This is a genomic window from Aeromonas mytilicola subsp. aquatica (assembly GCF_044336385.1).
Taxonomy (GTDB): Bacteria; Pseudomonadota; Gammaproteobacteria; order Enterobacterales; family Aeromonadaceae; genus Aeromonas; species Aeromonas rivipollensis.
This window is the reverse complement of record NZ_CP172298.1, coordinates 517,814-533,245: the sequence shown is the minus strand read 5'-3', so window position 1 is coordinate 533,245 and position 15,432 is coordinate 517,814. Positions and strand designations below refer to the sequence as shown.

The following is a 15,432-nucleotide window of genomic DNA, read 5'->3' as shown; positions in this document are numbered from 1 at the left end:
TTCTAACGCCATGGGCTTGTATTCACAGGACTTAATCACAACAATGTCTGCATCCCGGTTGTCGCCCTCCCCTGTCACGGATCCCCCATGGAAAAGAAACTGACCATCCTCGATATCGCCCGCCTGAGCGGGGTCGGCAAGTCGACCGTCTCCCGGGTGCTCAATCAGGATCCCAAGGTCAACGCCCAGACCCGAGCCAGGGTCGAGGCGGTGATCGCCCAGCACGACTTCGTGCCGAGCAAGTCGGCCCGGGCCATGCGCAGCCAGAGCCAGCAGGTGATCGGCATAGTGGTGTCACGCCTCGACTCCAGCTCGGAGAACCAGGCGGTGCGCGGCATGCTGGAGACCCTCTATGCCCGCGGCTACGACGCCGTGCTGATGGAGAGCAAGTTCTCCCCCGCCAAGGTGAGCGAACACCTGGCCGTGCTGGAGCGGCGCGGGGTGGACGGCATAATACTGTTTGCCTTCAACGATCTGGACTACGCCGCCATGGCGCCGCTCAAGGAGAAGCTGGTGCTGATGGTGCGCGAGCACCCCGGATTCTCCTCCGTTTGTTACGATGACGAGGGGGCGGTGCGGGCGGTGCTCGAGCACCTCAGGGGGCTGGGTATAGACCGGGTGGCCTATCTGGGGGTCGAGCGCAGCGATCTCACCACTGGCCTGCGCCGTCACCAGGCTTATCTCGACTACTGCGAGGCGCTGGGTCGCACGCCCCACAGCGCCCTCGGGGATCTCAGCCTGCACAGCGGCTACCGGCTGGCTGCCGAGCTGGTCACCCCCAGCACCCAGGCGCTGGTCTGCGCCAGCGACACCCTGGCCATAGGCGCCGCCAAATACCTGCAGGAGCAGGGGCGTACCGACATCCTGGTGAGCGGCCTCGGCAGCAACCCCATGCTTACCTTCCTGTTTGCCAACGCCCTCAACCTGGATTTCGGCTACAAGGATGCCGGCATTCTGGCCGCCAGACAGCTGCTCGACCAGATTGAAGAGGGCCAGGCCCCCAGAGCCACCATAGCCCCCTGTCAGCCCCTGTAGTCTATCTTTTCCTCTCATTACCGGCGTTTTGCACTTTTTGTGACCACCGCCACGAATTGGGAACGTTCCCATTGCTGATGTCGGCCACTGGCTTCATGCTGATTGGGAACGATACCAATAAGCGGGCGGTCATTGGCCAGCCGGCAAAGAAACGACCATTATTCATCGAGTCACAGAGGGAAGGCTCATGTCAAAAGTCAACACACAGCATCTGGCACAGCTGATCGAACGGATCGGCGGCAAGGACAACATCACCACAGTCAGCCACTGCCTGACCCGACTCAGGTTCGTGCTGGCCGATCCGGCCAAGGCCGACCCCAAGGCCATCGAGACCATACCGGCGGTGAAGGGCAGCTTCACCCAGGGCGGCCAGTTCCAGGTGGTGATCGGCAACGAGGTGGATCAGTGGTACAAGGCGCTCACCGAGGAGATCGGGGTGAGCGGCGCCAGCAAGGATGCCGCCAAGCAGGCGGCCCGCCACAACATGAATCCGCTGGAGCGCGGCATCTCCCACCTGGCGGAGATCTTCGTGCCCCTGCTGCCCGCCATCATCACCGGCGGCCTGATCCTGGGTTTTCGCAACGTCATCGGCGACATCAAGATGTTCGACGACGGGACCCATACCCTGGTGGAGATCAGCCAGTTCTGGGCCCAGGTCCACGCCTTCCTCTGGCTGCTGGGTGAGGCCATCTTCCACTTCCTGCCGGTGGGCGTCTGCTGGTCTGCGGTGAAGAAGATGGGGGGATCCGAGATCCTCGGCATAGTGCTGGGTATCACCCTCGTCTCGCCGCAGCTGATGAACGCCTACGGCATAGGTCAGCAGACCCCGGAAGTGTGGGACTTCGGCCTCTTCGTCATCCAGAAGGTGGGCTATCAGGCCCAGGTCATTCCGGCCCTGCTGGCGGGTGTCTTCCTGGCCTGGGTGGAAACCAGTCTCAAGCGCATCATTCCGGCCTACCTCTATCTGGTGATAGTGCCCTTCATCTCCCTGCTGCTGGCGGTGATAGTGGCCCACGCCTTCATCGGCCCCTTCGGTCGCTGGATTGGTGAGGGGGTCGGATTTGCCGCCAAGGCCGCCATGACAGGGTCCTTCGCCCCCATAGGCGCCGCCCTGTTCGGCTTCCTCTATGCGCCCCTGGTCATCACCGGCATCCACCACACCACCAACGCTGTAGATCTGCAGCTGATGCAGAGCATGGGTGGCACCCCCATCTGGCCGCTGATCGCGCTCTCCAATATCGCCCAGGCGTCTGCCGTGGTGGGGATCATCCTCATCAGCCGCAAGGAGAACGAACGGGAGATCTCGGTCCCGGCCGCCATCTCCGCCTACCTGGGCGTGACCGAGCCGGCCATGTACGGCATCAACCTCAAGTACAAGTTCCCCATGCTGTGCGCCATGGTGGGATCCAGCCTCGCGGCCCTCATCTGCGGTTTCAGCGGCGTGATGGCCAACGGCATCGGGGTGGGCGGCCTGCCGGGCATCCTCTCCATCCAGCCCCAGTACTGGGCCATCTACGCCGTCGCCATGCTGGTGGCCATAGTGGTGCCCGTGGTGCTGACCCTGCTGGTCTACAAGCGCCAGCAGGCGGCCGGCAAGCTGGATCTGGCCACCGCCTGATCCCCAAGACATCGGCGGAGCCCAGGCTCCGCCCTTTTTATTGGCCTGTTCAACCCAGTTTCAACCAATGAGCGATCCAACCATGACACAGACACCCTGGTGGCAAAGCGCCGTGATTTACCAGATCTACCCCAAGAGCTTTCAGGATTCCGCCGCTCGCGGCACCGGCGATCTCAAGGGGATCATGGCCCGCCTCGACTATCTCAAGACCCTAGGTGTCGATGCCCTCTGGCTGACCCCGGTCTACGTCTCTCCCCAGGTGGACAACGGCTACGACATCGCCGACTACCTGGCCATAGACCCGGCCTACGGCACCATGAGCGATTTCGAGGCGCTGCTGGCGGCCGCCCACGGGCGCGACATCCGCATAGTGATGGACATAGTGGTCAACCACACCTCCACCGAGCACGCCTGGTTCAAGTCGGCGCTGGGGAACAAGAACAGCCCCTACCGCGACTACTACATCTGGAAGGATCCGGTGGAAGGCGGCGTGCCCAACAACTGGCAGTCCAAATTTGGCGGCAGCGCCTGGGAGCTGGACCCGGCCACCGGCCAGTACTATCTGCACCTGTTCGCCCGCGAGCAGGCGGATCTCAACTGGGAAAACCCGGCGGTTCGCGCCGAGGTCAAAAAGATCATCCACTTCTGGGCGAAGAAGGGGGTAGACGGTTTCCGTCTCGACGTCATCAACCTTATCTCCAAGGATCAGGCGTTCCCGAACGACGAGATAGGCGATGGCCGCCGTTTCTACACCGACGGGCCGCGCATCCACGAATTCCTGCAGGATGTGAGCCGCGACGTCTTCGCTCCCGTGGGCGCCATGACGGTGGGGGAGATGTCCTCCACCAGCCTGGAACATTGCCAGCGCTATGGCGCACTGGACGGGTCGGAACTCTCCATGGTGTTCAACTTCCACCACCTCAAGGTGGATTACCCCAATGGCGACAAGTGGACCAAGGCGCCGTTCGATTTCCTCGAACTCAAGCGCATCTTCAACCACTGGCAGAGCGGCATGCACGGCAAGGGGTGGTCGGCGCTGTTCTGGTGCAACCACGACCAGCCGCGCATCGTCTCCCGCTTCGGCGACGAGGGCGAACATAGGGTTGTCGCCGCCAAGATGCTGGCCAGCACCCTGCACGGCCTGCAGGGGACGCCCTACATCTATCAGGGGGAGGAGATCGGCATGACCAACCCGGGTTATCAGAGCATCGATGACTATCAGGATGTGGAGAGCCGCAACATCTTCGCCATCAAGCAAGCCGAAGGGATGGAGGATGCCGAGATCCTCGCCATTCTCGGCGCCAAGTCCAGGGACAACTCCCGCACCCCCATGCAGTGGAGCGCCGCCCCCAACGCCGGCTTCACGAATGGCACACCCTGGCTCAAGCCCGCCGCCAACTACCCCGAGATCAACGCCGAGGCGGCGCTGGCCGACCGCGACTCCGTGTTTTGGCACTACCGGGATCTGATCCGGCTGCGCAAGAGCCATCCCATCTTCACGCAGGGGGATTATCAGGAGCTGCTGGCGGGGCATGCCCGGATCTGGGCCTATGCCCGCCGCGCCAACGGCCAGACCCTGCTGGTGGTGAGCAACTTCTACGGTGAGCCGGTGGAGTTTGCCCTGCCCGCCGAGCTGGCCGGTGGCGAGGGTCGCCTGCTGCTTGGCAACTACCCCGACAGCCCGGCCCGGCCGCAATCCTGCGAGCTGCGTCCTTATGAATCCCTGATCTGGCTGATGGAACAATGATGACTGAGACAATCACAGCGCCACGGGCAGCCGAGCGCTGCCCCGAATGGCAGAAGATGGTGGCGGGAGAGCCCTATGATGCGGGCCACCCCGAGCTGAAGGCGGCCCGCGAGCGCTGCCGCAGCCTCTATCACAGCTTCAACACCAACTGGCAGGAGAAACCGGAGCGGGATGCCCTGCTCCATGATCTGCTCGGCGGCCGAGGCGATCTGTGCGCCATCAACCCGCCCTTCTTCTGCGACTATGGCGCCAACATCTTCGTGGGGGAGAACTTCTACGCCAACGTCAACTGCACCATCCTCGACGTGTGCGAGGTGCACATTGGTGACAACGTGCTGCTGGCCCCCGGGGTGCAGATCTACACCGCCGCCCATCCGGTGGCGGTGGCGCCTCGGGTGGCGGGGGTCGAGTTCGGCAAGCCGGTGCGCATCGGCAACAACGTCTGGATAGGGGGCAGCACCGTCATCTGCCCGGGTGTCACCATAGGGGACAACAGCGTCATAGGGGCGGGATCCGTGGTCACCAGGGATATTCCGGCGGGGGTGGTCGCGGTCGGCAACCCTTGTCGGGTGTTGCGCCCCATGACGGCGCAGGAGCTGGCGGAGATCTGACACGACCGGGGCAGCTAATACTGCCCCGGCTTGTACTCGGCCCTGTGGCCAAGACCTGCAAACCACTCTTGTTCACGACAGCCTGCCAATGGCGTGCAGGCACGACCCCGCAGCGAATTCTCCGCGTCAGGCTGGCAGCAAGGCCCCGCAGCGCTTGTGCTGCCCCATGACCACCAGGGTCTTGAAGCTGCGCACCTGCTCCCTGGCATGCAGCACCCGCCGGGTGAACTGCTCGTAGCTCTGCATGTCCCGCGCAGCCACCTGCAGCACGAAGTCCTGCTCACCCGTCACATACCAGAGGTCCATGACCTCAGGCTCCCCCTTCAGGCAGACAATCATCTCATCGACGATACGGCCATGATCCCGCTCCAGGGTGACGAGCACCAGCATGGTGATGGGCCAGCCCATGGTCGCCGGTGCCACCAGCGCCACCTCCCGCTCTATAAGTCCCGCCTCCCGCAGCGCCCGGACACGGCGGTAACAGGCGGGAGTGGAGAGGCCGACCCTGTGGGCCAGCTCTGGAATGGGTAGACGGGCATCCTGCTGCAGCTCGGCCAGGATGAGCAGATCGAACTTGTCGGTCATGGGGGATAAAGAGATAAAAATTATCGAGTGGGGCCAGTTTTAGACCGAAATTACGGCTATCGCCAGATATATTTTACTTCCCCTTCCCTGCTCAGGTTTGAACAAGATGCCGCCGACCACCACAGCCCTCTCCTCCCTGCTGGCGGTCATGCTCGCCATGCTGTCGATCACCCTGGGCGCCTCCCTGGCCAAGTCGCTGTTTCCCTTGATCGGGGCCGCCGGCACCACCTTGTTCCGGCTGGGGTGTGCCGCCCTGCTCCTCTCCCTGGTATTCAGAGTCTGGCGAGCGCCACTCGATAGACGCACCCTGCTGGGGGCCATCCCTTATGGACTCTCGCTGGGAGCCATGAACCTGCTCTTCTATCTGGCCATAGAGCGTATTCCCCTCGGCGTGGCGCTGGCCATCGAGTTCATAGGCCCGCTGACGGTGGCGCTGCTCAGTTCCCGCCACCGGGAAGACTTCATCTGGCTGGCGCTGGCCATCGTCGGTCTGCTGTTGCTGCTGCTGCTGCGGGCCGCCGAGCAGGCCATAGATCCCCTGGGGGCCGCATTGGCCCTCGGCGCCGGCGTGTTCTGGGGGCTCTATATGCTGACCGGCAAGCGGGCCGGTGCCTTGCTGGGGGCCCAGGCCCCGGCCCTTGGCATGTGGGTGGGAACCCTGCTGGTGCTTCCCTTCGGTCTCGGCGGGGCGAGCGAGGCCAGCTTCACCCTCCCCCTGGTGCTGACCATAGCGGGGGTGGGGCTGCTCTCGAGTGCCATCCCCTACTCCCTCGAGATGTTTGCCCTGCGCCGGTTGCCGCTCAAGAGCTACGGCATACTGACCAGCGGCGAACCCGCCATGGGCGCCCTGATGGGGTTGCTGTTGCTGGGAGAGCAACTGCCCCCGTCCCAGTGGCTGGGAATAGCCGCCATCATAACCGCTTCGATGGGCACCACCTGGCATGGGGGACGACGGCGCGCCGACCCAGCGTGATCCCCTCAACTGAGACGGCGGCCCCCTCATATCTTGTTCATGTTTTTTGAACATCTAGACCAGTTTATCTCGATAACAACCAAGCGATGACCTGTTTACCATTCATTCATCGCTTAGGCAGGATCGCCAAGTGGCCAAATAACAGGTTGTTCCAGGCTGGGATACCCAAAACAGGGTGTCTGATGTCAGTAAAAGAACTACATAGTATTTGAATAACCTCTTGCAAGGATGCATTGATGCGGGCCTCTCCGGCCTTGCCAATGACATAAAGATCAAGAGAGTGAATGAACATGAAAAACCTAATCAAGATGCTGGCCGTCGCAGGCCTGATGACTGCCGGTGTTGCTCAGGCTTCCGTTCCTGCCGATTTCAATGCCGCCCCTGGCGTATTGTTCGTGAACTGGCACGCCAGCGCGACCATGGCTGGCAAGGCCAACCCCATGCTGGAGGTACGCGACGAGTCTGGTGATCTGGTGGCCTCAGTCCACGCCAACCTGATGGGCACCCAGCAGGTGCAGATCCCGAGCCGCACCCAGGGCAACCTGACAGTGAGCCTGGGGGACCAGAGCAGCGACTACCGCATCCCCTTTGGCATCGGCAGCGGCAACCCGCGCTGATCCCGGCCTCGCGACCAACGCTTTCACTCCGTCCGGTTGCCACAACCCGGCCAGAAAGCGTGAGTGAGCCCCATGACAAAGGCGCCATAGAGGCACCCTTGTCGTTTCTGCCGACTCGTCAGCGGCTAATGGGTAAACACGGGGCCAAAGCCGGATCCCCACAGAATGGCCGTGGCTGCCAGCACGCAGACCAGTAGCACCAGACCGACGGTGACCACAGAGCTGGCGTAGATGAACCCCTGCTCCTTGGGGATGTGCATCAGAATAGGCACCCCCACATAGAGCAGGTACACCGAGTAGCTGAGCCCGATGAGACCGATGATCATCATGAACCAGAGGTGCGGGAAGAAGGCGGAGAAACCGACCATGAACAGCGGCGTGGAGGTGTAGGCCGCGAGCTCTAGCGACGTCGTGTAGCTGGGATCCGAACCGAAGGTATGGCCCATCCAGTGCACCAGATAGGAGAGCGCGAGAACGCCGATGATGAGCGTCACGTACATGGCGATCGACAGCATGAGGGCGCTGTTCGCGGTCAGGGTGATGGGCTCACCGACGCCAATGCTCCAACCTATGTGCACGGCGGAATAATAGGCACAGATGGGCGGGATAAGGGCCACGATCAGGATATGAGTCAGACTGTTTCGGAAACTGTCATGTCTCTCGTCTATGGTATGCCATTCGGTGTGAGGATGCGCATACAATCCCCATAAGTGATTCAATATCATAGCGTTATTCCTTCTCTGCTTCGATTGTGGACTGGTCGATACCGCTCTCGCTCCCTTGTTTTTTCTCGTGCAACATTCGGTGCGCCATCCATCGCAAGCGCGACCCATGACTCTAAATAAAGTCGCTCCACTGCCGGTGCGTCAAGGAAGAGCGCCATCCCCGCCGTGCTGGCGGGTTCTGGCGGTTGGCCAGTCCCTGGCGGCGGAGCAAGTGGTGCACCGCCGCCAGCGCTATCGTCAATACTGCTTGGTCTTTGAAGCAAAGCCGGCGAGGAAGAGGCCGGTCAGAAACATGCCGCAGAACGCCTCTATGGCCGACAACAACTGGAGGGGAGAGGAAGTCTGGGATATATCGCCGTAACCCAGGGTCACGAAGGTCACTATGCTGAAGTAGAGGGAACGCCCCAGGTGGCCATGGGTCACGGACTCAGGCGCCAGGAAGTAGGTCAGGGTCGCCAGCAATATGACCCCCATCGACATCAGCAGACTTCTTATCGGCCGCTCGCCAAATCCCCAGGTGATGAAGCTGACAAACTTGCTGGCGCACTTGAGGTAGCACAACAGGGAGAGCCACCCCTTCGTCATCAGGCCGCTGCGTAGCCAGCGCTCCCTGAACAGCTCCCTCGGGCTTGCCAGGGATTTCATCTCGTGCAGCTTCTCCTTGTAATAGCATTCACCGGCATCGACGGTGTCCCCCACGCTGGAGAAGATGCGCTTGGCATTGCGGTACAGCTTGCTGGCCTCGTTGTGATCGATCCGGCCATTCTCGTTGTAGACCACCTGCACCTTGTCCAGATTGGTGTGCTCCATGGTGGCATCGAAGTTCTTGGCACTGACGTTGAAGTTTTTCAGCACGGCCCGGGAGGAGTGAAAACGGATCTCCTCGCACTCTATGGTGAAGTCCTGAAACACCCCGTCCTCCAGCGCCAGCTCCCGCTTCTTGGCCCAGGCCCTGTGATCCCACAGCAGGGAGTCGAACAGATCGAGGCCGATCACCCCGCCATTGACCCTCACCCCCTTGGCCGAGCAGTGCCACAGATAGACCTTGGAGTTGTTGACGGCGCCATCCAGCGAGAGCTCGTCGAGGCAGGTGAAGTCCAGCAGACGGCCTGAGATGATGGGGCTCTTGAGCTCGACGCCGCCAATGTTGAGCAGCCGATGCTTGCCCAGCACCTGGGCCTCCCCCTTGTTGTTCTCGGAGACGGAGAGCAGGCTCTGCACCCGCTTCACCTCTGCTTTGCCGTGCCTGGCGGCCAGCCACATGGCATAGGGCTCGAAGCGCGTCTCGGAGCGGATAAGGCCGCTCTTGCGCAGGGACTCCAGCGCGCTCGAGGCGGTCTCATAGAGCCTTATCTTGTCGTCGCTCATGTAGACGCAGAGGCTGAGCACGGATCGCGAGCTGATGAAGCGGGCTATGCCGATCTGGAAGATGACGCTTTTCTCTATTTTCTGCTCTGTCATCCAGTCGTCGAAATGGGGCAGCGAGGCCACCAGCAACTCCCAGATCAATGGATAGTCATTCTCCCGTCGCCACTCGTTGAATTGTTCGGGAGAAAGCTGCCACAGCTCAGTCGCATTCATAGATTACCTCGATCATGGATTTGTCCCTCCCAGAGTGCCGAGGGAGCGGATCAGGAGCCTGCACGCCCAAAGAGAGATGCCAGTTCGCAGGAAAACGGGGGGCACAGGCCGGTCACGCCATCATACTAGCCGAGAGGATGGCTGTAACTCACTGACAGGGAAGGTATAAGGAGCGGGGAGCGACAAATTGTCGCGGGACTGAAGAGGGAGCCGGCAGCAGGATCGCCATGCCAGGCGGTTTCGCCCGTCCGGGAAGCGGGAGCCCGGACAAGCAAAAGGGGATGCCATGGCATCCCCTCTTCACATCAGCTGAACTGCGTCAGCTTATTGCTGTACTTCCTGCACGCCGGAGACGCGGACTTCGACGCGGCGATCCGGTGCCAGGCAGGAGATCAGCTCGTTCTTGCCCTTGACGCCGTCACACTGGGTGCCGGTGACAGGGTCGGCTTCACCGCGGCCCTCGATGGCGATCTTGCTGGTGGCCAGGCCCTGGCTCACCAGGAAGTCGGCCACGGTACGGGCACGGGCTTCGGAGAGCTGCTGGTTCTGGGCATCGGAACCTATGCGGTCGGTGTAACCAACGACGATGGCGCTGCCATCCTTCGGCTGGAATTCAACGATCTGCTGGTACAGACCGCTCAGGGCTTCCACACCTTCCGGCTTCAGATCTGCCTTGCCAAAGGCAAACAGCACGTCGGAGTTCAGGGAAAAGTTCTTCTCGACAACCACAGGGGCCGCTTCTGCCACTACAGGAGCAGCTACAGGCTCAACGTAGGAGGTACGGAACGGGTGATATACGGCTTCCAGCGTCGCTACGCTCTGGTTGGATTTGTACTGCTCACCGGTGGAGGTGGTCAGATCGGCCACGTCCCACATGTAGCGGTAGCGCGCCTGCAGATCCAGAGCATCGTTCAGCTTGTAGGTCAGACCGACGCCGGCCAGCGGAGAGACGCGGGTGTCGCTGTTGTCCAGGCCGTCGGTATGGGCCCAGTAGGCACCCGCTTCACCGAACAGGGAGAAATCTTCGCCAAGGGGCAGACGGGCGATACCGGACAGGGTCGCGCCCTGGTTCTCGTAACGCTCACCATCGGCACTACCACGGCCAGCGTACTGGTAACCCAGTTCGGCACCGAAGGTCTCGTTGAAGTTGTAACCCATGAAGAGGTTGGTCGCGGCGGCATCTTCAGTGCCGGTTTCGACGGCAGCGTTGTTCAGGCCGTTGAAGTGAGCGGCACCGACACCGGCACCAAAGTAGATGTCGTCGGTAGCGTGAGCTGCTGTGGTTGCCAATGCCAGTGCAATCCAGACAGGGGTCAGTCTTAAGTTCATTTATAGCCTCATCAATACTAAATGGCGGGCGTTGGGCCCTTGTTATATGTGGTCTCCATTTTATAGGTGAAATCATGTACAGGACCTTAAGCGCAGGCTATTTACCGCCCATTTTACTGCTTGTTTTTCATGCACTTCTCGGCTTTCAGCAGAAAAACGTTTTCACTCGATAGCGGGTTTTCCATGCCCTGAAATACGGGAGCCTGAGGAGCCATGGGATTATCGAGCACATAAAAAAAGACCCTTGTCTTGCGACAAGGGTCTTTTTGAAATGGCTCCTCCTACTGGACTTGAACCAGTGACATACGGATTAACAGTCCGCCGTTCTACCGACTGAACTAAGGAGGAATTGTAAGTGGTGCCCAGAGACGGAATCGAACCGCCGACACGGGGATTTTCAATCCCCTGCTCTACCGACTGAGCTATCTGGGCAAATGGTGCCGGCTACCGGAATCGAACTGGTGACCTACTGATTACAAGTCAGTTGCTCTACCTACTGAGCTAAGCCGGCACACTTAAACTATTGTGCATGAACAAATTTTTCTTTCATGGCACCAAAATTGGTGCCCAGAGACGGAATCGAACCGCCGACACGGGGATTTTCAATCCCCTGCTCTACCGACTGAGCTATCTGGGCGTGGGCGCTATTAAACGGATTTTAAGGCGGGTGGTCAACGGGAAATTTCACTTTTCGTCTCGTTCGTCTCTTTTTTGCGCAGCATCACTCGTTTTAATCACTTCTGTGGGAGAAGCCGCGCCTCGGCGGCCCCAGAGTCGAGATTCCTCACCCCTGAGCAGGCGGGTGATGTTCTCGTGATGGCGCACCAGGATGAGACAGGAGAGCAGGGAGACCGGCAGGGTATATTCCGGTTTGAGTAGGTAGGTAAAGAGCGGGGTCAGCAGCACTGTAATGATGGAAGCCAGCGACGAGTAGCCGCTCACCAGCAGCACCAGCAGCCAGGTGGCGATCGCCGCCCCCCCCATGGCAAAGCCGATGGGCAGCATGGTGCCGAGCGCAGTGGCGACTCCCTTGCCCCCCCGGAAGTGGAAGAAGATGGGGTACATGTGGCCCAGACAGGCGGCGACGCCGATGAACCCCAGGTAGACGGGCTTAATCTGCAGATACCAGGCGAGGTAGACGGGAGCCATGCCCTTGAGCACGTCGAGCAACAGGACGATGAGCGCGGCCATCCGGCCACCGAGGCGCAGCACATTGGTCGCCCCCGGGTTGTGGGAACCATGGTCGCGGGGATCCGGCAGACCCGTGAGGCGGGAAACCAGCACGGCGCTGGACAGCGAGCCGCCCAGATAGGCCAGAATAATCATCAAAATCGTCAGGGCCGTCATCTTGGTCGTTTTTACCACGATATGAATGGGGTATGATGCGGGCCACATTCTCTGGTCTGGGCTTGCCCGAAAGCCTGTCGCCCAAACCGGCCGCCAGCGGCAATCGGCTTGCCAGGCCTGCATCCCTGCGCTGTTTTCACAGCCCATCAAGAGTAAAGAAGAAGTACTGTCATGGACAAGGTGTTTATTCGCGGACTCGAGGTTTTGACCACCATAGGGGTATATGAGTGGGAGAAAGGCATTCGCCAGAAGCTCTGTTTCGATCTCGAGATGGGATTCGACAACCGACCCGCCGCCGCAACTGACGATATCAATCTGGCACTGGACTACGCCACCCTCTCCCGCAAGATCTGTGATCACGCCCAGAGCAAGGTCGTCGAGCTGGTCGAAACCATGGCCGAGCAGGTGGCCGCCCTGGTGCTGGCCGACGAGCGGGTGCAGTGGGTCAAGGTCACCCTGACCAAGCCGGGTGCCGTGCCCAATGCCGCCGGCGTCGGGGTCGAGATCCTGCGCCACCGGACCCCGGCCGCGAGCGCCTGCTGATGACCCGCATCTATATCAGCCTGGGTTCCAATATCGAGCGGGAGCACCACATCCGTGCCGGCCTAGATGCCCTGCATGCCGAGTTTGGCGAGTTGCAGGTTTCCCGGGTATTCGAGAGCGAGGCGGTAGGCTTCAACGGCCGCCCCTTCTATAACCTGGTAGTCGGCGCCGACACCGACTTGCCCCTCGCAACCCTGTGCCAGCGGCTGCGGGCCATGGAGTTCGCCCACGGCCGCGAGCCGGATGCCAAGAAGTTTGCCCCCCGCACCCTGGATCTCGATCTGCTGCTCTATGGCGACCTGGTCTGCGACGAGCCTCTGGTACTGCCCCGTGGCGAGATCCTCACCAACGCCTTTGTGCTCTGGCCGCTGGCGGAGCTGGCCCCCGGCCTGCGCCATCCCACCGATGGCCGCACCCTGGGCGAGCTGTGGCAAGGCTATGACAAGGCCTCCCAGCGCCTCGACCCAATCCCCTTCCACTGGACGCCGAGCGGCATCCTGGCCGATATCCAGGCCTGATCCACGCCAGCATGGGCGCCCGGGCGGTTTCCTCCGCCCGGGCGCCCTCGCCCTCCCTCACTAGCTCCGCCTCAGGTCAGGGGCGACGCCAGACTATTTCGCTACATGACAGTGGGATGACAGAACCCATCGAATCCCAAACGCGAAACCGGCGGAATAAAATGCTAAAGCCGCCTTCAGAATATATCTTCAGCGCCGATACGCTAGCCAACTCCTTTGCCCCTTGAGGTCGTCGTGAACGTCAAACAGAAACTTGTGTTATCCGCCATCCTGGTGGCCGGGATCCAGGCCGTCGTCATGGGGGTCATGTTTTACTTCTCCGGGCAGGAGTCGCGCAGCAACGCCGAAATGCTGCAGGCCAAGCAGGTGGAGGCCGACCTCGTCGCCCTCACCCTGCAGGAGAGAGAGTTTCTGTTGAGCCGGGACCCCGCCGCCGCCACCGCCTTCACCACCCAGAGTGACCAGGCCAGCCGCCTGCTCGCCGAGATGGCAAGAGACCATGGGGGCTCGCAGCAGGCCGACATACTGGGCTTTGCCACCCAGCTCAAGGAGTACAGCCGCCAGTTCGAGACCCTGCGCGCCCAACAGGAGAAGATAGGGCTCACCCCCACCAGCGGCCATTACGGCGCCCTGCGTCAGGCCATCCACGCACTGGAGCAGGAGCTCAAGGCCCGGGGCCAGCAGCAGGAGAGCCTGCTGATGCTGCAACTGCGCCGGGACGAGAAGGACTTCATGCTGCGCCGCGACATCAGCTATCGTGCCAAGTTCGAACAGAACCTGGCCCCCCTGGCCGAGGCGCTCGTCGGTGAACCGGCCCTCGCCGCCCTGCTGGAACGCTACCGCCAGAACTTCCTCGCCCTGGTCACTGAGGATCAACGCCTGGGTCTGAGTGCCGGCGAGGGGCTGAGGGGCGAGCTCAATCGCAGCGCCGAGCAGATGCGCCAGGCGGGCATGACCCTGACCCAGGCCCTGACCCAGGAAGCCGACGCCACCCATGAACGCACCCTCAGGGTCATGGTACTGCTCTGCCTCCTCGGCATACTGGCCGCCCTCGGCCTCAACCTGCTGATCGGGCGCGACGTCATGACCGGCCTGCAACGGCTGGCGGACACCATGCGTCGGGTCACAGCCAGCAGCGATCTGACCCTGCGCACCCGCATCGGCTCCAGGGACGAATTTGGCGCCATGGGCCGCGACTTCGACACCATGCTGGAGCACTTCAACCAGGTCATAGGCCAGGTCGTCTCCTCGGTCACGGATCTGGAACGCCTCACAGCCCAATTGCAGCGCAACGCCAACGCCGCTCAGGAGGGTACCCAGCAGCAGTTGCAGGAGAGCGATCTGGTTGCCACCGCCGCCACAGAGATGGAGAGCACTGTGCAGGAGATCGCCAGCAACACGGAGAGCGCCGCCGAGAGCGCCCGTACCACCAACCTGAGCGCCCAGCAGGGCCGGGAGAGCGTGGAGACCACGATGGCGGTGATCCATTCCCTCTCCGCCAAGCTGGAGGCCTCGGGCAAGGAGGTGATCGCCCTGGCCGAGGAGAGCCGTCAGGTGGGCAATGTGCTGGAGGTGATCCAGGCCATCGCCGAGCAGACCAACCTGCTGGCCCTCAACGCGGCCATCGAGGCCGCCAGAGCCGGCGAGCAGGGGCGAGGTTTCGCCGTGGTCGCCGACGAGGTGCGCAACCTGGCCATGCGCACCCAGCAGAGCACCAGCGAGATTGCCGCCATAGTCTCCGGCTTGCAGGCCCGTACCCAGAGCGTGGTCACCCTGATCGGCGAGTGTCGCACCCAGGGGGAGCGCAGCGTCGAAGCCGCCGGAGAGGCAAGCACCCAGCTCGCCAACATCACCCGTCAGATGGACCAGATGATGGACATGAGCACCCAGATAGCCACGGCAGTCGAAGAGCAGAGCTCGGTGGCAAGCGAGATCAATCGCAATGCCGTGGTGATCCGCGACATCGCCAACGACGCACTGACCCAGGCCGAACAGAACAGCCGCGCCAGCCAGAACGTGGCCGAGCAGGCGAGCCTGCTCCACCGGGCGGTCGATCAGTTCAGGGTCTGATCCCCCAATGAGAGAGGGCGGCCAGGGCCGCCCTCTTTTTTTGCCGTGCCACCCGCGTGGCCATCAGACCGGATCTTGGCGACGACCCTCCTTCACATTATCTCTGGCAAGCTGGGCGAAGGCCTGCTCCACC

14 protein-coding genes and 4 tRNA genes are annotated in these 15,432 nt (G+C 61.7%); 9 read left to right on the top strand and 9 right to left on the bottom strand.

The window, feature by feature from the left end:
• The first annotated feature begins 87 nt into the window (after positions 1-87).
• The 4 genes from treR (at position 88) to ACFWHB_RS02640 (ending at position 5,011) form a co-directional block, all read left to right on the top strand.
• The gene (treR, locus tag ACFWHB_RS02655) at positions 88-1,035 is read left to right on the top strand and encodes a trehalose operon repressor TreR (protein ID WP_395949402.1); all 948 of its coding nucleotides are present in this window, start codon (positions 88-90) and stop codon (positions 1,033-1,035) included.
• A 187-nt stretch (positions 1,036-1,222) separates the two neighbouring features.
• The gene (treB, locus tag ACFWHB_RS02650) at positions 1,223-2,653 is read left to right on the top strand and encodes a PTS trehalose transporter subunit IIBC (protein ID WP_005323487.1); all 1,431 of its coding nucleotides are present in this window, start codon (positions 1,223-1,225) and stop codon (positions 2,651-2,653) included.
• A gap of 82 nt (positions 2,654-2,735) precedes the next feature.
• Entirely contained in the window at positions 2,736-4,400 is a 1,665-nt protein-coding gene (gene treC / locus ACFWHB_RS02645) for an alpha,alpha-phosphotrehalase (protein ID WP_395949401.1), read from the top strand.
• Complete coding sequence (locus ACFWHB_RS02640; RefSeq protein ID WP_395949400.1) at positions 4,400-5,011, top strand: sugar O-acetyltransferase; 612 nt, start codon at positions 4,400-4,402, stop codon at positions 5,009-5,011. The genes treC and ACFWHB_RS02640 overlap by 1 nt, the downstream gene beginning before the upstream one ends.
• 126 nt (positions 5,012-5,137) lie before the next feature.
• Here ACFWHB_RS02640 and ACFWHB_RS02635 read toward each other — a convergent pair whose 3' ends face one another.
• Positions 5,138-5,596 carry an Lrp/AsnC family transcriptional regulator gene (locus ACFWHB_RS02635; RefSeq protein WP_163154562.1) on the bottom strand — a complete coding sequence of 153 codons (459 nt, stop codon included), beginning with the start codon at positions 5,594-5,596 and terminating at the stop codon, positions 5,138-5,140.
• A 106-nt stretch (positions 5,597-5,702) separates the two neighbouring features.
• Here ACFWHB_RS02635 and ACFWHB_RS02630 point away from each other — a divergent pair, with 106 nt between their 5' ends.
• Both ACFWHB_RS02630 and ACFWHB_RS02625 read left to right on the top strand, forming a co-directional pair.
• Positions 5,703-6,569, top strand: coding sequence for an EamA family transporter (locus ACFWHB_RS02630; protein WP_395949399.1), 867 nt, complete (start codon positions 5,703-5,705; stop codon positions 6,567-6,569).
• 284 nt (positions 6,570-6,853) lie between these two features.
• The gene (locus tag ACFWHB_RS02625) at positions 6,854-7,186 is read left to right on the top strand and encodes a hypothetical protein (RefSeq protein ID WP_289976344.1); all 333 of its coding nucleotides are present in this window, start codon (positions 6,854-6,856) and stop codon (positions 7,184-7,186) included.
• A gap of 125 nt (positions 7,187-7,311) precedes the next feature.
• Here ACFWHB_RS02625 and ACFWHB_RS02620 read toward each other — a convergent pair whose 3' ends face one another.
• The 8 genes from ACFWHB_RS02620 to plsY all read right to left on the bottom strand — a co-directional run bounded on the left by ACFWHB_RS02620 (position 7,312) and on the right by plsY (position 12,168).
• Positions 7,312-7,911: a Yip1 family protein gene (locus ACFWHB_RS02620; protein WP_106885681.1), complete on the bottom strand. Its 600-nt coding sequence runs from the start codon at positions 7,909-7,911 to the stop codon at positions 7,312-7,314.
• A gap of 237 nt (positions 7,912-8,148) precedes the next feature.
• Positions 8,149-9,492, bottom strand: a complete 1,344-nt coding sequence (locus ACFWHB_RS02615) for a potassium channel family protein (protein ID WP_106885680.1) — start codon at positions 9,490-9,492, stop codon at positions 8,149-8,151.
• A gap of 324 nt (positions 9,493-9,816) precedes the next feature.
• Entirely contained in the window at positions 9,817-10,821 is a 1,005-nt protein-coding gene (locus ACFWHB_RS02610) for an OmpA family protein (protein WP_111911078.1), read from the bottom strand.
• Positions 10,822-11,093: 272 nt separating this feature from the next.
• Positions 11,094-11,169 (bottom strand) — tRNA-Asn (locus ACFWHB_RS02605).
• A gap of 8 nt (positions 11,170-11,177) precedes the next feature.
• Positions 11,178-11,253: transfer RNA gene (locus ACFWHB_RS02600), tRNA-Phe, on the bottom strand.
• A gap of 3 nt (positions 11,254-11,256) precedes the next feature.
• Positions 11,257-11,332: transfer RNA gene (locus tag ACFWHB_RS02595), tRNA-Thr, on the bottom strand.
• Between the two features lie 50 nt (positions 11,333-11,382).
• Positions 11,383-11,458, bottom strand: a tRNA-Phe gene (locus ACFWHB_RS02590).
• 47 nt (positions 11,459-11,505) lie between these two features.
• On the bottom strand, positions 11,506-12,168 hold the full coding sequence (gene plsY, locus ACFWHB_RS02585) for a glycerol-3-phosphate 1-O-acyltransferase PlsY (protein ID WP_159392282.1): 663 nt from the start codon (positions 12,166-12,168) through the stop codon (positions 11,506-11,508).
• A gap of 171 nt (positions 12,169-12,339) precedes the next feature.
• Here plsY and folB point away from each other — a divergent pair, with 171 nt between their 5' ends.
• The 3 genes from folB (at position 12,340) to ACFWHB_RS02570 (ending at position 15,299) form a co-directional block, all read left to right on the top strand.
• Complete coding sequence (gene folB / locus ACFWHB_RS02580) at positions 12,340-12,711, top strand: dihydroneopterin aldolase (protein ID WP_106885677.1); 372 nt, start codon at positions 12,340-12,342, stop codon at positions 12,709-12,711.
• On the top strand, positions 12,711-13,229 hold the full coding sequence (gene folK / locus ACFWHB_RS02575) for a 2-amino-4-hydroxy-6-hydroxymethyldihydropteridine diphosphokinase (protein ID WP_163154556.1): 519 nt from the start codon (positions 12,711-12,713) through the stop codon (positions 13,227-13,229). The genes folB and folK overlap by 1 nt, the downstream gene beginning before the upstream one ends.
• A gap of 234 nt (positions 13,230-13,463) precedes the next feature.
• On the top strand, positions 13,464-15,299 hold the full coding sequence (locus ACFWHB_RS02570) for a methyl-accepting chemotaxis protein (protein WP_395949398.1): 1,836 nt from the start codon (positions 13,464-13,466) through the stop codon (positions 15,297-15,299).
• Positions 15,300-15,432 lie beyond the last annotated feature (133 nt).